The organism is Sellimonas intestinalis (assembly GCF_001280875.1).
Classification (GTDB): Bacteria; Bacillota; Clostridia; order Lachnospirales; family Lachnospiraceae; genus Sellimonas; species Sellimonas intestinalis.
In genome coordinates this window covers 87,007-107,104 of the sequence record NZ_LGAJ01000007.1, presented here as the reverse complement: position 1 = coordinate 107,104, position 20,098 = coordinate 87,007, and the positions used below count along the sequence as shown (strand labels likewise).

General features: G+C 52.0%; 20 protein-coding genes. All 20 read right to left on the bottom strand.

Translation table 11 applies throughout. From position 1 onward, the window contains the following. Nucleotides 1-15: 15 nt before the first annotated feature. Entirely contained in the window at nucleotides 16-2,643 is a 2,628-nt protein-coding gene (locus tag AOA56_RS07880) for a CD1108 family mobile element protein (protein ID WP_053769523.1), read from the bottom strand. 81 nt (nucleotides 2,644-2,724) lie between these two features. Next, nucleotides 2,725-5,154, bottom strand: coding sequence for a VirB4-like conjugal transfer ATPase, CD1110 family (locus AOA56_RS07875; protein ID WP_405561943.1), 2,430 nt, complete (start codon nucleotides 5,152-5,154; stop codon nucleotides 2,725-2,727). Further along, nucleotides 5,093-5,527, bottom strand: a complete 435-nt coding sequence (locus AOA56_RS07870) for a PrgI family protein (RefSeq protein WP_053769349.1) — start codon at nucleotides 5,525-5,527, stop codon at nucleotides 5,093-5,095. The genes AOA56_RS07875 and AOA56_RS07870 overlap by 62 nt, the downstream gene beginning before the upstream one ends. Nucleotides 5,528-5,555: 28 nt before the next feature. After that, nucleotides 5,556-6,113: an MT-A70 family methyltransferase gene (locus AOA56_RS07865; protein ID WP_053769348.1), complete on the bottom strand. Its 558-nt coding sequence runs from the start codon at nucleotides 6,111-6,113 to the stop codon at nucleotides 5,556-5,558. Then, nucleotides 6,113-6,556: a SpoVG family protein gene (locus tag AOA56_RS07860; protein WP_053769347.1), complete on the bottom strand. Its 444-nt coding sequence runs from the start codon at nucleotides 6,554-6,556 to the stop codon at nucleotides 6,113-6,115. The genes AOA56_RS07865 and AOA56_RS07860 overlap by 1 nt, the downstream gene beginning before the upstream one ends. 44 nt (nucleotides 6,557-6,600) lie before the next feature. Next, the gene (locus tag AOA56_RS07855) at nucleotides 6,601-7,464 is read right to left on the bottom strand and encodes a VirB6/TrbL-like conjugal transfer protein, CD1112 family (RefSeq protein WP_029467777.1); all 864 of its coding nucleotides are present in this window, start codon (nucleotides 7,462-7,464) and stop codon (nucleotides 6,601-6,603) included. 6 nt (nucleotides 7,465-7,470) lie between these two features. Further along, the gene (locus AOA56_RS07850) at nucleotides 7,471-7,686 is read right to left on the bottom strand and encodes a Maff2 family mobile element protein (RefSeq protein WP_006861290.1); all 216 of its coding nucleotides are present in this window, start codon (nucleotides 7,684-7,686) and stop codon (nucleotides 7,471-7,473) included. A 236-nt stretch (nucleotides 7,687-7,922) separates the two neighbouring features. Next, nucleotides 7,923-9,770 carry a VirD4-like conjugal transfer protein, CD1115 family gene (locus tag AOA56_RS07845; RefSeq protein WP_053769346.1) on the bottom strand — a complete coding sequence of 616 codons (1,848 nt, stop codon included), beginning with the start codon at nucleotides 9,768-9,770 and terminating at the stop codon, nucleotides 7,923-7,925. Beyond that, nucleotides 9,767-10,237 (bottom strand): PcfB family protein, encoded by a 471-nt coding sequence (locus AOA56_RS07840; RefSeq protein WP_053769345.1) that lies wholly within the window; start codon nucleotides 10,235-10,237, stop codon nucleotides 9,767-9,769. Before AOA56_RS07840 ends, AOA56_RS07845 begins: the two co-directional genes overlap by 4 nt. 51 nt (nucleotides 10,238-10,288) lie before the next feature. Next, the gene (locus AOA56_RS07835) at nucleotides 10,289-11,089 is read right to left on the bottom strand and encodes a hypothetical protein (protein ID WP_053769344.1); all 801 of its coding nucleotides are present in this window, start codon (nucleotides 11,087-11,089) and stop codon (nucleotides 10,289-10,291) included. Between the two features lie 17 nt (nucleotides 11,090-11,106). Further along, entirely contained in the window at nucleotides 11,107-11,520 is a 414-nt protein-coding gene (locus tag AOA56_RS07830) for a DUF3846 domain-containing protein (RefSeq protein ID WP_053769343.1), read from the bottom strand. After that, complete coding sequence (locus AOA56_RS07825; protein ID WP_053769342.1) at nucleotides 11,517-12,347, bottom strand: hypothetical protein; 831 nt, start codon at nucleotides 12,345-12,347, stop codon at nucleotides 11,517-11,519. The genes AOA56_RS07830 and AOA56_RS07825 overlap by 4 nt, the downstream gene beginning before the upstream one ends. Before the next feature lie 16 nt (nucleotides 12,348-12,363). Next, nucleotides 12,364-14,388, bottom strand: coding sequence for an LPD1 domain-containing protein (locus AOA56_RS07820; RefSeq protein ID WP_053769341.1), 2,025 nt, complete (start codon nucleotides 14,386-14,388; stop codon nucleotides 12,364-12,366). Between the two features lie 30 nt (nucleotides 14,389-14,418). Then, the gene (locus AOA56_RS07815; protein ID WP_242843442.1) at nucleotides 14,419-15,336 is read right to left on the bottom strand and encodes a hypothetical protein; all 918 of its coding nucleotides are present in this window, start codon (nucleotides 15,334-15,336) and stop codon (nucleotides 14,419-14,421) included. Further along, a complete protein-coding gene (locus AOA56_RS07810; protein ID WP_053769340.1) occupies nucleotides 15,337-15,621 on the bottom strand; it encodes a helix-turn-helix domain-containing protein in 285 nt (94 codons plus the stop codon). Nucleotides 15,622-15,655: 34 nt separating this feature from the next. Next, nucleotides 15,656-15,880, bottom strand: a complete 225-nt coding sequence (locus tag AOA56_RS07805; RefSeq protein ID WP_053769339.1) for a hypothetical protein — start codon at nucleotides 15,878-15,880, stop codon at nucleotides 15,656-15,658. Between the two features lie 13 nt (nucleotides 15,881-15,893). Beyond that, nucleotides 15,894-16,877, bottom strand: coding sequence for a toprim domain-containing protein (locus AOA56_RS07800; RefSeq protein ID WP_053769338.1), 984 nt, complete (start codon nucleotides 16,875-16,877; stop codon nucleotides 15,894-15,896). 71 nt (nucleotides 16,878-16,948) lie between these two features. Beyond that, entirely contained in the window at nucleotides 16,949-17,821 is an 873-nt protein-coding gene (locus AOA56_RS07795; protein ID WP_053769337.1) for a DUF6017 domain-containing protein, read from the bottom strand. Nucleotides 17,822-17,850: 29 nt separating this feature from the next. Further along, nucleotides 17,851-18,372, bottom strand: a complete 522-nt coding sequence (locus AOA56_RS07790) for a DUF5720 family protein (protein WP_053769336.1) — start codon at nucleotides 18,370-18,372, stop codon at nucleotides 17,851-17,853. Between the two features lie 478 nt (nucleotides 18,373-18,850). Next, nucleotides 18,851-20,044, bottom strand: a complete 1,194-nt coding sequence (tuf, locus tag AOA56_RS07785; RefSeq protein ID WP_024733721.1) for an elongation factor Tu — start codon at nucleotides 20,042-20,044, stop codon at nucleotides 18,851-18,853. Nucleotides 20,045-20,098 lie beyond the last annotated feature (54 nt).

The window sequence follows — 20,098 nt, the reverse complement described above, 5'->3', positions numbered from 1 at the left end:
ATTACCTCCAATCTGTCAGGGCAGACGCCCAAATGTATAAAAGTGCTGCTGCCAGTAGCTTGTGTTGATGTTCGCGTAGGAGATTGGGTCCCCGCAATGGATCATCATCCCGTTACCTACATAGATTCCCACATGGCTTGCGCCGCTGGTGTTATAGGTGCCCTGGAAGAAGATCAGGTCGCCGGGCCTTGCATCCGCGCTTGATACAGGAGTACACACGCCTAAAAGCCCGTCTGCGGTCAGGCGTCCGAAGTTCCAGCCCACGCCACAGTGATTGACTACCCAGGAAACATAGCCGGAACAGTCAAAGGAAGTGGAAGGGCTTGCGCCTCCCCACACATACGGATAGCCTAAATACTTTTCAGCCTCCGCGAGCATAGCCGCAAATTTTTCATCCGCAAGGGCCTCCGGTGGAACATCATAATTGAAATAATTCCCGCCGCCTCCTGCTGAAACCTCCGGCAAATGCCGCTCACTGGTATCGCCGGTATCGGCAAAATACACGGGATTCATATACTGGCCGTCAACCAGCACCTCCAGGTGCAGGTGCGGCCCGGTGGAATTTCCGGTACTGCCGACCTTTGCGATCACATCCCCGGCCTTTACCTCCTGTCCGGCAGATACTAAGATTTGCGAACAGTGGCCGTATTTGGTGGTAAGGGAGTGCCCCTCATAAGCCTCGCCCTCAATGGCGACGCACAGGCCATAGCCGCCCGCGTTTCCTGCCAGCGTGACCGTGCCGTCATGCCCGGCCAAAATCTCCGTGCCCTGGGGCATCCCAATGTCAACGCCGGTATGGTAGTTCTTTTCCCCACTGATCAGGTGTACCCGGTAGCCGTAGTAGCTGGTGACATAGGGCAGCCAGTTCGTTCCGAATACATTTTCCACATACTGCCGGTTGCCTTTGGTCTGCAATAAAATCTCGCAGATTTCCTTCTGGTCTGCGTCCATGCGTGAAACCACCAGGTTTTCAAGCGGCATGGAAGTAAGCGTTACATTTAAGATGTGCCACTCATAAGGCACTTCTTCCTCCGTTTCCTCGCCGGTCTCCGGGTCCACATGGGTCTCTGTCCGGTAGCGGATTTCCGTTTCCTCTGTGAAGGATAGGGAATACTGCCCGTTAAAAAGCTCCCGGAGGACGCTCTCGATCTGTGCATAGGTAAAATCCTGGTACGCAGAGGTGAGATACCCCATCAAAACATAAGGGTCATGCTCAATGGGACCGATATTATAGCGGTATTCGTCATAACCGAGCCGGTCCGATTCCACACGGTTGATCTGCATCTGCAGGTCCGTTTCCCACTCGGTATAGACAAGCTCCGCATTATTGATGTCCGCGTCGTCCGCCAGATAAGTAGAGGCGGCAAGGCTCCCCAGCCCTCCGGTTCCCAGATTAGAAAAGGAAGAAAAGAGGGAGGTAATCAGGAAAAATACCAAAAGGAGCAGGATCACGATTCCGCATATAACTGGGTGGCGCTTGATGGCATGAACCACGCCGGCAGCGATCTTTTCTGTTGTAACGGCGGTGTCCTTTGCGCACTTTCCCGCTTTTTTCGCTTCTCTGGCTGCTTTGGCATACTGGCGTTTTATTTTCTGTTTCTGCCACATCCTGGCAAGAAGGTTTTTCTTCAGCTCTGGGTTGTCCAGTAATGCCTGCCGGTAGGCAAGCCGGGCATTGGCCCTGGCTGATTTCTGCTGTAATTTTGCCACCCTGCGGTATGGTGAGGTCTTATGTCTATGGTAGGCATAGCGTAAACCCCCTTCGCCCGCAAGCTCGGTACGGTGGGCCGCTTTAATGCCGACATTTTCATCCTCTGTCTGGTAGATTTTTTTATGGGCGTAACCAACCACCATATTTGCGCCGGCCTTTACCGGGCGCATCGGAGCAGGACCCTTTACATGGGTCCGCTGGGATTTCACCGCTTTTTCAAATTTCAGGCGTTTTTTTGCTTTACCCGTATCAGGGTCAGAAGATGTTTCCATCCGCAGCTTACGGCGGGCAGGCAGGCGGTTTTCCGCCTGTTCCAGCTTTTCCGCTGTCCGTTCTGCTTTCCGTCTTGCCTGGGTGAGCTTTTTATCCGCTGTTTCCGGTGGTAGCTCGTCAGCGGTAAATTCCAGCTTGGAAGGCCGTTTCGGTTCCCCTTCGACTGCCTCCGGTGGTTTCTCCTTTGGTTCCTCGGCTTTGGCCGCCTCCTGGAAACGCTGCTGGTATTTGTTGCCGTGCTGGTGCATCCAGTGGCGGCGTTCTGCCTGACCGGGTTCTCCCTGTGTGTGGCGTTCTGTACCAGAATTGCCACTGTCAGAATCCGCACACCGGGAATCTTCATATCTGAAATCCTTCCGGCGCGGTTCCGGTGCAGAAGTTCCCGGTTCCAAATGGTTCTGTGTTTCAGGTGCCCGCACCGGCTCATGATCCATATCCCTGCCTTCCGAGTATTCCGGTATGGAAATATCCGTCTGCTGCGGTATATCCGCTGTGGAAGGCTGTGTATCATCCGCTGCCTGCTGTGCTGCGGTTTCATACCTCCGGCTCCGGGCCGTTCCCGGAGAAGAAGGGGCGTCCCTGGCCCGCAGCAGGTTAAAATCCTGTTCGCTCTGCCGGGTGTCTATCCGTTCCTCCGCATGGGAATCACGGACCGGCATCCGGGCATCTTTCTTTTTCCTCTGAAATTCTTTTTCCCGCGGCACTGTTATCACCTCCAGTCATTTTTATTTTTCGGGAATTTACGCACCTGCCACTTCATCAGGCCGTGTTGTAAGTACGCTGTATAACAGGGTGTCCTTCGGGAAATGATCGACAAAGGGGATAATCACATTCCCAAAGAACAGAAGCCCCTCGCCGGGGCCAGAATGGGTCACATAGGAAAGCTGGTGCGGGGAAATCCCCAACTGCTTCGCCAAAATCTGCCGGTCTCCCTGTGCCTGGTTCAGCATGTAGATAAAATCCGAGTTCTCAAAAATATTCTCAATCTCACGGGAGGCCAGCAGATCCTTTACATTCTGCGTCAAGCCGCTCGGTATGCCGCCCCATTTACGGAATCTTTTCCAGATTTCCACGCTGAAACTTCCGGTCTGGCCTTTCAAAAGGAGATGGAATTCGTCGATATAGAACCAGGTCGTCTTGTGCTTCGAGCGGTTGGCGGTAACACGGTTCCACACGGCATCCTGCATAATGAGAAGCCCGATCTCTTTCAGGGCCTTGCCCAGAGACTTTAACTGGAAGCAGAGTACCCGGTGGTTGTTCATATCAATGTTGGAACGGTGATTGAACACATTCAGGGAGCCATTGACATAGATTTCCAGCGCCGTAGCGATATTCTGCGCCTCCGGCTCCGCCTGTTTCAAAAGCAGCTCATACAAGTCGCCCAGGACCGGCATATTTTCCGGGCGTGGGTCCTGCAAATAATCCCGGTACACAAGCCTCGTGCAACGGTCAATGATGGTCCTCTCAATCGGGGAAAGCCCTTCCTTGCCGCCGATAATCAGGTCACACAGCGACAGGATAAAATCGCTTTTCAGTGTGATGGGGTTTTCATCGTCCGAATAGTCCAGGTTAATGTCCATCGGATTGATATAGTTGGTGGAAGTCGGGGAAATGTCAATGACCTGCCCCTGATCTCCAAACTGCTGTACCAGAGGCCCGTACTCATTTTCCGGGTCTGCAATAATGATGTCATCCTCCGTTAAAAGGAACACGTTCACGATCTCACGCTTGGCAGAGAAGGACTTGCCGCTGCCGGGCGTTCCCAGGAACAGGCCGTTGGGGTTCTTTAAGTTCTTGCGGTTCGCCATAATCAGGTTGTTGCTTAAAGCGTTCAGGCCATAATAAAGTGCCTCGCCCTCCTGGAACAGCTCGCAGGTCGTAAACGGCACGAAAATGGCGGTGCTGCTTGTCGTAAGCCCCCGCTCAATCTCAATCTGGTTCAACCCTAAGGCAAGGGAGGACATAAGCCCCTGTTCCTGCTGGTAATCCAGACGTTTCAGGGCACAGTTATACTTCTGCGCAATACCGGAAGCAGAAAGGATGTCATTAAACAGCTTTTGCCGTTTGGAAGCGATATTCTCCACCAGTACCGTGACTAAAAACATACGCTCATTCCGGCTCTGCAAATCCTGTAAAAGATTCTTCGCTTCTTCGCCGTAGGTGGCAAGGTCGGTAGGTATGATGTCCATGTCATACCCGGCGCGGACCGCTTTCTTCTGTTCCTCAATGGTCATTTTCTGCAAATCGGACATCTTGCGCTTGATGTTCCTGATCGCCTGGGCCTGGTCGATGGACTGGATATGCAGGTTCACCGTCACGGCATCGTCCAGGTCTAAAAGCTCCGCCAGCAGCCGGTCCGTCAGCTCCGGTGCTAAAATCTGCAAAAAGGACACCGCCCCGGAATGGTCGGCCACCCGGAAGGTCTTTCCGTCATTCGAGAATGACAGGCCGGAGGGCGCAATAAAATCCTTTGTGGAGAGCCCGGTTTTCGGCAGGTCCGCCCAGGTAAAATGAAACTTTTCCTGCCCGTCCGGGTGGAGCTGGCTGTGAAGGAGCTCCAGGCGTTCCAGACCGTCTAATGGCTTTGCCTGTGCTCCCAGGGCCTTGAAATTCGCCAGCACGTCGGCCTCGATCCGCTTCAGGCGCATCTTCGCGGTGCGGAGGTCGTCAGCCTCAATGCCGAAGGTGATATATTTCCGCTTGGTAAGGCCGTTGTTGCCTTTTTGGAGCTGGCCCTTTAACATATCCCCATACTCCCTGCGGATTCCGTCGTATTCGTCGCCGCGGATGGGAATGTCGATACTGCGGGCGAAATCCTGCATATTGGCCCGCTGGTTGATGAAAGTAAGCTGCACATGGATCGAAGCGTCAAAATAATTGAGGAAATCACAGTAGCCCTCAAAAATCTGCGCTTTGTCATCCGCCTGTGCAAGCTGGTAGTTAATATCAAAAAACTGCACCGTCTTGGTGTAGAGCTTATCATTCAGCCGGCAGATTCCATCCCGGTACATTTCCTTATAGGGAATACTCTGCTGGACCGTCTGCGGGGCGTCCGTTTTCAGCCCGGCAAAAAAGCCGCCCTTTTTAGGCGGCCTGGTGCGGACAGTCTTATTTCCGCTTGTCTTTGCGTCGGCCCTGGTCTTTTTTGCCTGCCTGATGTTTCTTTGCAGACGTTTTTCCTGGGCCTCTTGCTGCTTGGTTTTTGGCAATCCTCATAACCTCCTTTTCTGACATGGATTTATACAGGTTTTCCGTCCGGTATGGCCGTTTCTTCGGCCAGAGCTTATAGCGGAGCCTGTTTTTCAGAAGTTTCTCCGCTGGCTGCCCGTCCCGCTCATACATGGCGAAAAAGAAAAAGGGCATCATAAGCCCGATCATCAACAGCACCGCCGCCGAGTTGCCGATAGCGCCGCGGGTAAGGAAATATACCGGCAGCCCCACCAGCGCGGCCAGGCTGAAACAAATGAGCTGGCGCTTCGTCAGGTTAAACGCCAGCTTGGTCTTGACTTTTGTTAAGTCTTTGGGTACGGGTACATAGGGCATGTAAATTCACCTCCTAGCATGCTGTATCTTACTGATTACGTTCCTGCATCGTGACCGTGGATTCCACTTCATTGCCCCACACATCCCAGCCGGGGGTCTGCTGCCTTGCGAACAGTTCTACCCTGGGCTGGTCGCCCATGAGCTTCACAATCTTATCCCGCACCTCGTCCGGTTTCTTGCTGTGCTGTTCGATATGGGAGATCACAAACTGGTGGATTCCCGCACACTGGCGTTTCGGGTGTCCCCTGGTCGCCAGTAAGCACACCTCCGCGTTTGAGCGGGTCCAGAACCCCATCCCATAAAACCAGGAATCCGCCTTGCGGTTCTGTTTCAGCCAGAGGAAGGCCAGTGTTTTATATTTGAATCCCCATGCTTCGATCACCCGGAAGGCTTCATTGAGCTGCGGGAAGGTGGCCCATAGAAAAAGCGCACTGTCTTTGGCCGCAAGGTCTGCAACCGGCAGTGCGCATATTTCTTCTATGCTCATGGTAGGGTAATGGTTTTCCGCCACCCCGTTGCCGCGTTTCCTGTCATAACGCCAGGGCGGGTCCGCATACACGATGCCATATTTTCCGGCCTCCGGCATTATCGGGCCTGCTCATTCTTGGCGGGAGCTGGCTTTGCCGGCTGCGTCTTGACCTTGCCGGCATTATCCTTCAGGGCGCCGGTCAGGGAAGGTTTCTCCGCCGCTCCCTTTGTCGCTTCAAGGGTGGCCTGCAGATTTTCAATCGCCTGGCCGTACCCGTCGATCAGGGCGTCGTTAAGCTGCCTGCGGAAATCTGCCGTCACCGGCCAGCAGACATCCCTCCATTTTCCCTGCTTATCCTGGGTGGAAGGCATGTTGACATACAGGCCGTTTTCACCGGAGCAGATACGGAAGCCGTCAATCTTGAAACAGTCCCCAATCGTCACATTGGCGAAAGCCAGAAGGTTCCCCATTGGGGCAATCGGGCGTACATTTACATCCAGCTTCAAGCCTTCGCCCGTCTGAGCCTCCGGCTGCATGGGTTCGTTGTTTGTCTTACTCATATAGAAAAGTCCTCCTTCTTGTTAAAATGTAGGTTGGTTACACGCTAATGCGAGTTAAAAATACTTTTGGATAGCGAGCCTGTCTTAAACAGGGCAAAGGCCAGCAGGACCGTATAGCCTGCCGTACCCCAGATCGCGCCGTGAATGTCGCCGGAGGAAGGGATCGACTGGACCAGCACCGCATAAATTGCAACGCAGACCAGGATCAAAAACCCCTGGAAACCTAAAGCAAACAGGGAGCGCAGGTAATTTGTCCCCATCTGCCCCCATTCACGGTTTGCCATTGTGGAAAAGGGTATGGGTGCCAGGCTGACCGTCAAATAGATTTCAATCATACGGCCATACACAATGACAAAGATCACGATGGACAACACCCACATGCACAGGTTGATGATGTTGGTCTCCAGCCACAGGCCGATCAGCTCCCACATCCCCATTGCTTCAAGCTGCGTCTCCAGGTCGGCCAGCGCAGCGGTAACGTCCAGATTCCCGTTTATCACGCCGGCGCTCTGGCTCACCACATTCTGGGCGACGTCAAACACCGCCATGACGATAGTAAAGCAGTTGGTGAGCAGGTATGTGGCAACAAAGGTTTTGAAAATCCACTTGAAGATGTTGAACGTATCAAAATCGTGCATGTTGTTCTTTTCAAGAATCATTTGAATCAGTTCATAGACAAGAACAAAAGTCAGGATAATTCCCGCAATGGGAATGACGACGGTTTCAGAAAGATTCTGGATCATACTGAACACGCCGCCATTCCACCCCTGCGGCGTCTGGCCTACCTGCGAGGCCACATCCGAGACCTGGCTGTTGACGGACTCAAAGATACCGGTGTATTGTCCTGTAATCGCTTCGATTAAGCCCTCTTTAATCCAGTCTGTTATCCTTTCAAACAGACTGCCCATCGGCTATTAACCGAACAGGCCGGAGAGCAGCGGGATCAGCGTGGCACCCACCAGCGCAATGCCGCCGCCAGCCATAAGCTGTTTCATGCCCTGGGATTTGGCGCCAGGGTTGTCGTTGCCATAACCTTCCAGAAGGTTGATGACGCCCCATGCGCCGAGGCCGGCGCCCAGAGCAATAACCAGGATTTTCAGGGTATCAATCGCACTTGCAAAAAAAGCCATATAGTTCCTCCTTTAATTTAAGAAATATTGTTTTTGTGGTCTGGCCGTTTCAGGCCGGAAACGAAAAAACGCCCCTGTGCTTCAAGAGAATTTACATCAAGCACAGGGGCGGCATAGTCCAGGGCGTACCTGGAAAGTATTCAGTTGTCAGGGGAGGGGCACGAATCCTCAATAAAACCTCCTTCCGGTGAAAAGAAAAAACCCGTCAAAGCCAGAAACTTTAACAGGCAGCTACATCATCCTGCAGCCGGAGCCTCCAAATCCTCCGCTGTGACCTCATAATTGCGGTACAGCTCGTCAGGACGCATCGGCATTTTTGTAGATAAGAATTTTTCAATGTCAAAAGCGTTCTTAGGGGCATAATCCGACAGATATTTATAGTTCGGGTGTCTGGTAATATCATACTTGCGGGAGAGGAAAGGCCGGACGCCCCTGATCTGCAGGAGGCATTTCCCGCCGTCCATGACGGCCAGTTCGTCCACCGACATTAAATCCTTTCCTAACTTCTGGAAATTCCGGCCGTGGGATTCCTGGGTGCCCTTCGTGACGCTGGTGTTATACATGTCGATAGTCTCTTTCCCAAGCAGGGAGTTCCAGCTTTTCAGAGTAGTTTCTTCCTTGCCTCCCAGGAAAAGGGAAGCGTCACAGTTGCCGATGATGGTGTCCATGTTGTCCTTATAAAGCGCCTTCAACTGGCTCTGCGCCTGCAGGACCAGACAGGCCGAAATCTCCCTGGAACGGATCGTTGCCATCAGCTTTTCCAGGTTCGGAATCTGCCCGATATTGGCGGCCTCGTCAATCAGGCACCGCACATGTACCGGCAGCCTGCCGCCGTACTTGTCATCGGCACGCTCACACAGCAAGTTAAATAACTGAGTATAAGCCATACTGACAAGGAAATTGAAAGTCGCATCCGTATCACTGATAATAAAGAACAGCGCCGTTTTCCTATCCCCGACCAGGTCAAGCTCCAGCTCGTCGTACATAGTGATCTCCCGGACTTCCTTAATGTCGAAGGGGGCAAGTCTGGCACCGCAGGAAATAAGGATCGATTTTGCGGTCTTGCCCGCCGCAAGTTTGTATTTCTTATACTGCCGGAGGGCGAAGTGATCCGGGTCTTTCTGTTCCAGTGCGTCAAAGAGAAGGTCAACGGCATTTTTGAAACTTTCGTCATCCTCCCGGACCTCCATAGCGTTTATCATTTCTACCAGGGTGGAAAAATTCTGCTCGTTTGTGGGGGCCTCATAATAAATATAGCCGATCAACGCTGTGTAAAGCAAAGTTTCGGCCTTGACCCAGAAGTCGTCGCCGGATTTTCCTTCCCCTTTGGTATTTGCGATCAGCACCGTTACCAGTTTCAGAATATCTTTCTCATTGTGAATGTAGGCAAAAGGGTTGTAGTGCATACTTTTTGAAAAATTGATCGTATTGAATACCTTGATCTTATAAGGCTCATACACGATTTTTCCATTCTTTCCCCGGACCGGGTTGCCGTCCTTATCCAGTTTGGGAGTGCCGCGGCTTAACAGCTTTCCCACCTCAATCAAGACCGTGCCTTTGGGATCGGTAACGACATAACTTGAGTGCATCTGCATAAGATTGGGCTTGATAAAAAATCTCGTCTTGCCAGAGCCGGAACCACCGACCACCAGCACATTTTTATTGCGGGCATGGGCCGGATTCTTCGGCCTGCCGGACATCATAAGCCCCTCGGTCTGCGTCAGGATAATGTTGTTTTCCGGTTTCGGGTCCATAAAAGGGGCAATATCTGTTTTGTTACCCCAGCGGGCGCTCCCATATTCCACATTTTTGCGGTACTTTTTGGCGTCCTTCCCTTTGAGATAGACTGCCAGCCGCACAATCACCGCACCGCATAATCCCACCAGCCAGTCCAGCGCTGCACCGGGCCACATACTCTGAAAGGCCAGTGAGAAGCCTTCGGAAAGCCCCAATAATTTCTGTGAGGCGTCCGCTCCGGGGGCAAGGCGCACCGCCTCGCCCAGCTTCGCAAATACCAGAAGGAACAGAAGATAGGGCAGATGAAGGATCACCTGCTTTTTCAGAGTGTCGGTATCTATCTTCATCGTTCTGGCCCTCCGTGTTCCTTGTTTTTTACCCGGTCACGGCCAAGCGCCTGTGCCAGCTCCTTGAACTTATGAAGCTGCGAAAGAAGCGACGGCCTGGTGCTGCGGGTAAGGTCTTTCTGCGTATATTCCTTAAAAGCCGCTGTCAGCGCGTCCGCCTGGTTCGCCTTGAAATAGACTGTCCACTTCGGTGGATCAGTCCCCAGCTCTTTTTCAATATGGTAGCGGACCTGGTGTTTCCTGGCGTACCGCTCAAAAGAACGGATTCTGCCGGACACTTCAATGGTATTGGCCCCTGGGTCTTTATAGGTCAGCCGTTTCATGCTGTTCCTTCCGACTTTCGGGGTAGTGCGTTCCTGCTCCATCTTACGGAGCACGGCGGCAATCGCAGAACGCAGCACCCGCCCGGACAGCTTTGCCGCCTGGATGGAGACCGATACGGTCCGCTGTTCCAAATCTTCCTGCATAAGCATCCTCCTTCCTGATAGAATCTGTAATTATAAATAGGAAATAACTGTTTAACGGGCATCCCCGATCACCTGCTGGCGCGGGGCGTGCTCAAAGGCTTTTGCCGCCTGGTCTACCTGGATTTTCGCATGTTTCAGAAGTGTCTTAATGATGGTCGCCGGGTGATCCTGTTCCTCCAGGTGTTCCACCATGCCCCTGCACTCGTCCGGCAGGTAATCCGCCATATCTTTACAGACATCGGCCAGGTCTCCCATAAAGCCCCAGCAGCTATCCGTGAGTTCACCGTTTTTGTAAAGTTCAAATCCATAGCACTCGCCGCGCAGGTAGGAATCATAAGCCGCTACTTCGCTGCGCATCAGATCCTCCGCCCTTTTCCGAATAGCGCCGGTCATTTTTTCACCGCCGAACTCTTTCAGGGCATCCTCTTTGGAAACATAAATCCAACCAACTTGCCCGCTGTCCCAGGGATCATTGAAACTTGTGGTCTGCATGGCAAGGCCGCTATGATCCATGAGATAAAGGGGCAGCGTAATGTATTTTTCGGAGATCACCTTCAGCATGGCGTCATCAACCGCCCGTTCCTCCGTCTTTGGTCCGTGCTGGAACCGGCTGCTCACAATGTTCACCATGTGTTCATAGCGTTTCAGACCCGCTTCATCATGCCCCACGGTATCTAAATACATCTCCCGCAGGAAATCGTCTTTATCCATGTAATTGTGGCTGTCACCCAGCGCATAGCGGGAGTGAAAGCAGGCCATTGTCCCGAAATGTTCGTCTACCTCACGGGGAGAGATTAAAATATCGTCCGGCTGCACCATCAGCGCATAGGGGCCGTCTACTGCCATCAGCATATGCCATCCCTCCCTTCCTACAATTCCATGCCGGAATGTTTGGGCGTTTTTTCCTGGTGCTCATTTGTGACCGGCTGCTTGACTGCAATGATCTCTCCGGCAATCCGGGCAAATTTCTCCGGGTGCTTAAACTGCTCGCTGAATTTCTTCATCAGTTCAGGGGAAAGGTCGGTGAAATCTTCCTCTCCAAGCCCAACAATCAAAAAGTTTCCGGCAACAATATCGTACAAATGGCCCTCATCATCATAAAGCGCCCGGTTTAAGGGCATCCCTAAGAGCTTGCCTTCGTCATTGCAGATCAGCCCAACCAGATCATCAAAGGGATAAGTTGCCTGAATATCTCCGCCGACAGCAGCCTGCAAGGATTCCAGCCCGCCCTCAATTTCAGTCTCATAGGGCGATTTGCCCGGCTCTACCATTAACACCTTCATAGCTGCATATCCTCCTTCTTTTTATTTGCCGCACCGGGAACAGCAGGTGTTTTCTCCTGCGTTTTGGCCGCAGACAGCTTTCCCAGCACCGAAGGTTTCTCCGGCTTTTCAGGCATAGAAATACCGCCCTCCGAAACTTCGGCGGCGGTGCGCTCTGGTTTTACCGGTTCCTGGCCCTCCACTGTGTACCCTGGCAGGAGCGCTCCATACACGGTAAAATGGCGCTCATACTGTTTTGGTATCTGCGGGGAAATTTCCGTGAATAAATGGGAGTAGGCTTTTTTCCGGCCTTCCAGATACTTTTCAGCGGCGGCTTTGTCCGTGTAGCGTTTCTGATTCTGCCCGGCAATCTTTTCGCCATAACCCTGCTTTGGGGAGTTCACATAGACATCCCAGGTCACATACCAGGCAACCGGTACGCTCTGTTTGGTTTCCCGGTCATATTTGGTATCTTCCCAAATGCCACAGCTCATACGGTAGACGCGGTTACTGATTTCTTCGTCATTCCGCCAGTTGTCGGTTTTGCGCCATTCATTTGCGGTATGCGTCACCTCCGGGGTTCGCAGGTAAGAAAGCGCCCGGTTGATCATCTGCGTGGCGGCTGCCTGTTTTTCCCATTGCTTTGCCGCCGCGACCACAATCTCATAGGCTTTCTGTTCACCGTCGATACTTCCCTGGCGCATGGCCTCCAGATTTTCGGCGCCCATTGTAATCAGGGAGGAAATATCCACATCTTCACAAGAAACACTGTGCTCGATTTTCAGCTCTGCACCTGGTTCTAAATGATCGCCGTACCGGTAAGCGCGGTAATCTTTATTTTCTTCCAAAATCTTTCACACCTCCTTAAATCTCCGGCGCATGGCTCTTTTTTGGAACCGCCTGTGCCGGAGAAGTTTTTTCTGCCGGTTTTGCCGCTGCAAGCTGCGCCATGACCGAAGGCCGATCCTCTGTAAATATGGAAATCTGCTCATTCTCCGCCAATGGCTGCACCGGAAGGGGCAGCGTCACATCCGAATGGGTAAGTATCTGCTCCCGTTTCAGGTCTGCCACGATCTCGTCAAACACCGCATTGATGGCTCTGCGTTCCTCACCTTCAGGATAGGCTTTCAAAACTTCCATTTCTCCGCTTTTATCTGTCACGAAGGTAACAGCACAATCCGCATGGCCCGCCAAATAATCGGAATTGTAGGGCAGCTTATCCTTGATGTAACAGGCAAAGGCCCTGGCAGTCATTTCTGTATTGCTGTCCCAATAGCCGCCATCCTTTTCACATTCCTTACCCATGCGCACGGAATTTCGGTAGAAATCAGTTTCTACCCGCCCAATCTGTGGGGCCTCCTGTGCCTGCATCCCGGACAGCATGTGCTCGAATATTTCCAGCCGTTCCCGCTCACTTTTTGGGATCACCCGCCCGGTGACAGATTTCTTAAAGGCGTTTAACTGTTCCACGGAGCCGGCCTCGCCGGACAAAAATGCCTCCCTGAGAACCGCGTAGGTTTCCATCTGTGCCTCATTGCCATGCCGTTTCAGGGAACCGAGTACCGCCGAATCTAGCCAGCTTGCCGCATTTTTCCGGGTGCGCTCTGTCTGCGCTTCGGTGCGTTTCGCCGCCTGCTCCGGTGTCTCCGGCTTATATTTTATGGTTTCAATTAGTTTCTGGAATGGAGCATAGAGACGGGGCTGTTCTGAGAGCATCCCCTTTGCGCCCATTTTCGTACCCAGATAATCGTCAAATCCGTGCCACCATTCATGGGCTAAAGAGCCGGCTCCGTGCATCTTCGTGAGATTGATGACCTTGCGCAGCGGTTCATAGTGGGCTGCCGCGTTACCGCTGCCCCTGGCGCCGAAAGCGATAGCAAGCGTTCCCTGATAGGCAATATCTTTATCGCTGATCTGCAGGGCAGCCGCCAAATCCTTGAGCGCTTCAAAACCCATGTTGAGGGAAGCCTGCCGGTCATTCTGGTTCATCCAGTTTCCAAACTCACCTCCACGGAAACCGAAAGTATCAAGGTAGTGCTGCCCGGTAATCTCTGCGCCGTTTCTGTAATCCGGCCCGGTCCGCCTCACAGCGATAAGCTGTGGAGGCACAAACCGCGTCTTTCCGCTTTTGCTGCGCCCTTTTGTCAACGCCTGCACCCATTTCAGGGCAGCCTCCCGCGTTTCAAAGTTCTTTTGCAGAATGGAATAGCCTTTTGTCACATAGTAAGTGCCGGGTTTCCAGTCGTCGTTTTTTGAATAGGTATTCTTCCCATCGTTGAAATGGATCGCATAGCCCTTCGGCACCTTCTGGTCTTTGGAAACGCCAAACTGTTCCTCCTTTGCTTTCTGTGTAAAGTTCCGCTCAAAATATCCTGCCGAGCGGATGATCAGGGCATTGGACAGCTTGTTTGTAATGGCCGGGTTCTCCTGGCCCTTTTCTGTGGCCCGGTAATGGGGGCCGCTGCCCCAGCCCTGCACCTGTTCCAAATATCCGTTTTCCACAAAGAAACGGTCATAGACCTGCATGGCGTCCTCCACGGTGCGAACCTCCGAAACCACGCTCTGCAGCTCCCGTACTGTCTGGATATATTCTTTCTGCCTTGCAAGGCGTTTCTCCGGCGTATCATCCCTGCGGTAATACTGTGGGGAGGCATTTAATCCGTCCCGTGCCTTTTTAATGAAATAGACCACGCCAAGGGGAATCCCATCCTCCAGCATGGCCTCATAATCCGGTTTCTTCCAGATATTATCTTTTTTTACGAATTTCTCGGCTTCACGCTCATTCATGGCGTCCAGGTCGTTCACATAAAGTCCACGGTCCTTCCATAAATCCTTTTTCGCGCCGCCGATCTTTTCCCCGAAATCTTCATGCTGTATGTTATCCGCCAATCAATATCACCTCCAGTCTGTCATAAAAAATCACCGCTCCGGGGAAGGGCGGCGTTCCTGTGATTTATCCGGTTGCGGGCGTATTCCCATGAGCCGATCCGTTTCCCTGCGTACCAGCCGGTCAAGTGCTCCCAGGTCCTCCGGGGTAACGGCGAACTCCCGGTAATGCTCATACCAGAGACCCGCTGTGACCGCTGCAATCGGCGGTACCTTTTCCGGCCCTCCGGGGAGAAGCCGGTAGACCGGGGCCTCGTCATAGAGAAGCATCTGTTTGGCTGTTTCCATCGGTATGCGGTACATATCCATATCGGGATTCTGGGCGGCCTCCATATATTCCACATTCAGCCGTTCCTCCAAATCCTGCGGCATATAAGAAAATGCCTGCGCCTTCCACTGGCTGAACCGGTTAGAATAGCGGTACTGCCATTCCGTCACTTGCTCCGGCGCATAAAGGTATCGCCAGGTTTTCAGGGCGTCCTTTTCGCACAGCTCCATTGATTCCCATTTTTCAATGTCCGCCTCCGCCTTCGTGCCGTCCCGGTATTCCATGCTGACGCCGTAAGGGTAGAGGGTATTTCTTTCTATATCCTGCCGCAGCGTGTCAAGGTCCATCATCAGGACGTCCCCATACAGGCGCCCGTCCTCCCTGCGTTCCGTGTGGAACAGAAAAGCTCTGGCGGCGGGGTATTCTGTTGTGACAGCCATCCGGTAAAGCTCCGCCGAAGGGCAGTAGGCAAGCAGCGCATCCGAGAGCCACATATGGTTTTTTCCCATAATCGCAATCGAATCCGGTCCGGTGTTGGTTGCCAATGAGTGCAGGTTGAATTCACTTTCCCGCAGAAAATCTCCGGCAAGGATATGAAGCTCATAGCCAAACACGCCTAAATCCGTATCGCGGACGAAGTGAATCTGCGGAAGCGCGTCCTCTTTCATTGTGGCTTGTGCCATTTATAGATTCCTCCCATCTGCCGGCGGCTGCCCTCCGGCAATCTTGCTGACAATCTCCGGCCCGGTCTCGTAAATCTGCATGAGCCGCTTGGCCGTTCCGCATGGCTGCGCGGCACCGCTGGTCCAGAGCCGGACCGTGGAAGGGGCAACATTCATCAGAAGCGCAAAGCCTTTCTCGTTCATATCCAGCTTTTTCATCAGCGCCTTAACCATATCGGGGCCATAATCCGGGCACCGGGCAGCTTCGGCAATCATCTGTAAAGCGGTATTTTCTGTATTTGTCATTGTAAATTCCTCCTGTTCTTCTGGCCCCTCGCTGTTAAGCCGGGGCAAAGCTGATTTTGTTGTGTTCCATCCTCCGGGCAAAATCCTGGACGGCATATTTCACTCCGTCAATCTCCGCATGGGTCTGGTCCAGGAACCGGCAGAGAGAAAAATGCGTATCGCCGTTCCCATAGGAAAGGCAGAGTACGCCGTTGTCTGGAAGTGAAAACAGTTTTTTTCCTGTGCTGTCCGTAAAGCAAATCTGCTGAGCTTCATTCATAAGCAAATCCCCCTTAAATAGAAACAGCCGCCGCTTTCTGGCGGCGTGGCTGCTGGCGTTCCTGTATCTGCTCCCTGACCTGCAGCAGCTTTTCGTTGTAGTCCTTCCCTGTGCGGGGCGGGTTGATCCCCACACGGATATGCTTGAAACGCCGATCCTCATGGAGCATTGCCTTGATTCTCCTGGCATTTTTAAGGCCGCCAAGGTCATTGTCCATGTAAAGATTGACGCGCCGGATTTCCGGGTGGCGCTTAAGAAATGCAATCAGCGCCACATGGGAAGTACCGCCCAGCGATAGCCGGTAGCCGTCCCATTTCCAGCCTTCCAATTCCTGCAGCGTGGCATGGGAGAGGGCGTCAATGGGCGCCTCAAACACCGCCACATGGCGGCTGCCCGGATTCTTCGGTTGATAGCAGAAGCTATATTCCTTGTTGCTGCCGTAAACATCTTTTCTGAGGTTTCCGGTAATGCTCCGCATACAGGCAAACTTCGCTTTACCAGCTTCATCCTTTCCCACAAACACACAGACCGGCTCGCCATGATACCGCGCTTCGTAGAACAGCCCTTCCCGGAAACACCGGCTGATCACATCAGGGCTAATCCCGCGCCGCTGCAAATAGGAGACGGCAGAGGTAGCGCACCGTCTGGCCCAAGGGAGGGAAAATGTTTTCTTCTCCGATTCTTTCTGCACATGGGCTGTTATCGTTGTACTCCGATAGGCCGGTGTCTGCTGGATTTCCCCGCCGACCAGCGTATGGACCGCATCCACCAGCCCGTAGCCCCGAATCTGGATCAGATAATCCAGGGCGTTGATACTCCGGCCCCGGCTGTTCCAGTACCAGTACCTTTTCCCGGTCACATAGACCAGACTGTCATGTTCCTTGTGCCGGTAATTGGGCCCGTCCCGTTTCAGTACCCCAGGCTCATGGAATTGCAGGTATGCGAAAAGGTCCGCCTCCCGTGCCGCCTGAATCTGTTCTTTGGTTACGCCGGGCATGATACCGGCACAGAATTTCTTTTCATCGTGCGTTGCCTCCTTTCCGTGATGAAAAAGACGCCCAGAGGCGCCTAACAGCCGTACAGGTCATGGTTGACCTCGGCACGGTAATAACTGTCCATTGTTGCCGGGGCATTATACAGCGCCGCCAGCAGGTATGCCTTGATATTCCCGACTTTTGTGGTGTTCTTGTCAATACAGTCAAAGACATACTCCAAGTGGCCGGAATTGATCTTCAGGAAACGGCTCTTTACCACCTCCCTGGGAAAATCATCCCCGGCGATACGGATATATGGCCGTTTGGATAAAACCACTTCAAGCATAAGTTCCACAGTCTCGTCTAAGCGTTCCTTCCCATACCGGGAGACCATACAGTCATACTCGATATTTTCTTTGATGATTTTGCTGTATGCGTCTATCAATCCAATCCGATCCATCCCATCCGGGCGGCCTGCCGCCTCCGGCTCTGCCGGATAGATTGATTGATGGGTCCTTGATATATCCGTTTTTGATTTTTTAGTCCTTTGTGGATTAGTATTTAATTGTGCGGGATTTTCCTGTCCAGGTTCCGCCTGTTCAGGTTTTGCCTGTCCTGGATTTACCTGTCTTGGATTTTCCCGTTTAGGTGAATACTCCTGTTTTTCGGCATTTACAGGCTTTTCGTGGATCGTATACTCGATATCTCCGAGCTGCCCGTTCTCATAGCGGAGGCGCTGCCTGGTGAGGTACCCGTGCCGCTCCAGCTCTTTCAGGGCGGTAGTGATTGAATCCACACCGTCCTTACAGATATGGGCGAGTCCCTTTGTGGTATAGTCCCAATCTTCCGGCAGCGACAGCATGAGGGAGAGAAGCCCCTTTGCCTTTAAGGACAGTTCCGTATTGCGCAGATGGTGGTTGCACATGATCGTGAAGTCCTTCGTTTTTTCTACCCGGAATACAGCCATTTCACAGCCTCCTTTCTCCGGTTATTTCGTTACAAGGCGCGGTCCCTGCGGTCATAGTGGAGGTGCCCGCCTGAAACCTTCGCATGGTTTTTCAGTTTGACTTCGCCCCGTTCCTGGCTGTCCAAAAATTTCTGATAGCCGACATCCGTAAGGAACAGACGCATCTTATCGCCCTTATCACCCACAGGGGAATCATAAGACAGCACATCAAAGACGATCATGTGGCGTACCTCCGGGTCGAAGCGTTCCAACGCCATGATGTCATGTCCCTTCAATTTCTCCGCGCCGGATTGCTGCCTGGCCTCGGCAATCTTTTCCCCAATCGTCCGGGGCGGGTAAGGCAGACGGTAATTTTTTTGAATATCCCGCACGATGTCCATGCACTCGGCATCCGTCAGAACGCGCAGCTTTGCCATCAGATTCTCCGCTGCCTTCCGCTGTTCGGGATTCTTTGTGTACCGGGCGGTCATGTAAAGCTCGTTCAGGACTTTGGATTGATAGTCACCCTCAACCTGAAACAGCAGCCGTTTTTCCATTTCATTTAATTCCATGTGAATCTCCTTTCTCCTGAAAATGGGTATGAAAAAAGGGCGCCCACCTGCAAAAGTGAAACGCCCACGGCAATCAGCGATCCGGCAATATACCGGACCGCTGGCACTATTAAATTTTGTCGTTAATGAAACAGCCTCCTTTATTTGATAATTTTCTCGTCATATTTCAACTTGGAAAAGGAATTGAATAAATGACGGCAAACGCTCAAACCCCTTGAAAATAAAGGCTTTTTCCGTTTGTCGTTATTATACCGTAACGGCATTCCCATGTTTCACTGTTAATTGAATTGGGCTTTTCCCCGCATTTAATAGCTGACAGAATCGGGGACACTGTACAAATGGTAAATAACACTTACGGGCATCTGTACCCGAATAAGCAAAGTGAGGTTTCCGACCGTTTAAACTCAATTTTAGTATCAAAATAGTATCATAAAAGGGACTGCCTTTCGGCAATCCCTTTATTTATCGCAATCTTCAATTACTCGATGATTGTAGCAACACGTCCAGATCCTACTGTACGTCCACCTTCACGGATAGCGAAACGAAGTCCCTGCTCCATAGCTACTGGATGGATCAGTTCAACTGTCATTTCTACGTTATCTCCAGGCATGCACATTTCTGTTCCTTCCGGAAGTTCGCAAACACCTGTTACGTCTGTTGTTCTGAAGTAGAACTGCGGACGGTAGTTGTTGAAGAATGGAGTATGACGTCCACCTTCATCTTTTGTCAGAACGTAAACCTGAGCTGTAAATTTGTGATGGCATGTTACAGAACCTGGTTTGCAAAGAACCTGTCCTCTTTCGATTTCAGTTCTCTGAACACCACGAAGCAGAGCACCGATGTTATCACCAGCCTGAGCTTCGTCAAGAAGCTTACGGAACATTTCCACACCTGTTACAACGACTTTACGTGTATCTTCGTGGATACCAACGATTTCTACTTCATCAGATACATGAAGTGTACCACGCTCTACTCTACCTGTAGCAACAGTACCACGTCCTGTGATAGAGAATACGTCTTCGACTGGCATAAGGAACGGTTTGTCTGTGTCACGTTCCGGATCCGGAATATAGCTGTCAACAGCATCCATAAGCTCCATAATCTTATCGCCCCATTCTCCGTTCGGATCTTCCAGAGCTTTCAGAGCAGAACCTTTGATGATCGGTGTGTCATCTCCCGGGAATTCGTACTCGTCAAGGAGTTCACGAATTTCCATCTCTACGAGTTCAAGAAGTTCTTCATCGTCTACCATGTCACATTTGTTCATGAATACTACGATGTAAGGTACACCTACCTGACGGGACAGAAGGATGTGCTCTCTTGTCTGAGCCATAACACCATCTGTAGCAGCTACAACAAGGATAGCTCCGTCCATCTGAGCAGCACCTGTGATCATGTTCTTAACGTAATCGGCATGACCTGGGCAGTCAACATGTGCGTAGTGACGTTTCTCTGTCTCATACTCAACGTGAGCTGTGGAGATTGTGATACCACGTTCTCTTTCTTCCGGTGCTTTATCGATATTCTCGAAATCTACGGCAGCGTTACCTTCAACTCTTTCAGCAAGAGTCTTTGTGATAGCAGCTGTTAAAGTAGTTTTACCATGGTCAACGTGACCGATTGTACCAATATTACAATGTGGTTTTGTTCTTTCAAATTTAGCCTTTGCCATTTGAATAATCCTCCTTAATTCTACCCTCAAGCAGGGCAATTTCTTAAATTTAAA

Excerpts from the sequence above, each read along its gene's own strand:
- AOA56_RS07880 (WP_053769523.1), bottom strand. The coding sequence starts at position 2,643 with ATGCCGGTCCGTGATTCCCATGCGGAGGAACGGATAGACACCCGGCAG.
- AOA56_RS07870 (WP_053769349.1), bottom strand. The coding sequence starts at position 5,527 with ATGCCCTATGTACCCGTACCCAAAGACTTAACAAAAGTCAAGACCAAG.
- AOA56_RS07865 (WP_053769348.1), bottom strand. The coding sequence starts at position 6,113 with ATGCCGGAGGCCGGAAAATATGGCATCGTGTATGCGGACCCGCCCTGG.
- AOA56_RS07860 (WP_053769347.1), bottom strand. The coding sequence starts at position 6,556 with ATGAGTAAGACAAACAACGAACCCATGCAGCCGGAGGCTCAGACGGGC.
- AOA56_RS07855 (WP_029467777.1), bottom strand. The coding sequence starts at position 7,464 with ATGGGCAGTCTGTTTGAAAGGATAACAGACTGGATTAAAGAGGGCTTA.
- AOA56_RS07850 (WP_006861290.1), bottom strand. The coding sequence starts at position 7,686 with ATGGCTTTTTTTGCAAGTGCGATTGATACCCTGAAAATCCTGGTTATT.
- AOA56_RS07845 (WP_053769346.1), bottom strand. The coding sequence starts at position 9,770 with ATGAAGATAGATACCGACACTCTGAAAAAGCAGGTGATCCTTCATCTG.
- AOA56_RS07840 (WP_053769345.1), bottom strand. The coding sequence starts at position 10,237 with ATGCAGGAAGATTTGGAACAGCGGACCGTATCGGTCTCCATCCAGGCG.
- AOA56_RS07835 (WP_053769344.1), bottom strand. The coding sequence starts at position 11,089 with ATGCTGATGGCAGTAGACGGCCCCTATGCGCTGATGGTGCAGCCGGAC.
- AOA56_RS07830 (WP_053769343.1), bottom strand. The coding sequence starts at position 11,520 with ATGAAGGTGTTAATGGTAGAGCCGGGCAAATCGCCCTATGAGACTGAA.
- AOA56_RS07815 (WP_242843442.1), bottom strand. The coding sequence starts at position 15,336 with ATGGCACAAGCCACAATGAAAGAGGACGCGCTTCCGCAGATTCACTTC.
- AOA56_RS07810 (WP_053769340.1), bottom strand. The coding sequence starts at position 15,621 with ATGACAAATACAGAAAATACCGCTTTACAGATGATTGCCGAAGCTGCC.
- AOA56_RS07805 (WP_053769339.1), bottom strand. The coding sequence starts at position 15,880 with ATGAATGAAGCTCAGCAGATTTGCTTTACGGACAGCACAGGAAAAAAA.
- AOA56_RS07800 (WP_053769338.1), bottom strand. The coding sequence starts at position 16,877 with ATGCCCGGCGTAACCAAAGAACAGATTCAGGCGGCACGGGAGGCGGAC.
- AOA56_RS07795 (WP_053769337.1), bottom strand. The coding sequence starts at position 17,821 with ATGGCTGTATTCCGGGTAGAAAAAACGAAGGACTTCACGATCATGTGC.
- AOA56_RS07790 (WP_053769336.1), bottom strand. The coding sequence starts at position 18,372 with ATGGAATTAAATGAAATGGAAAAACGGCTGCTGTTTCAGGTTGAGGGT.
- tuf (WP_024733721.1), bottom strand. The coding sequence starts at position 20,044 with ATGGCAAAGGCTAAATTTGAAAGAACAAAACCACATTGTAATATTGGT.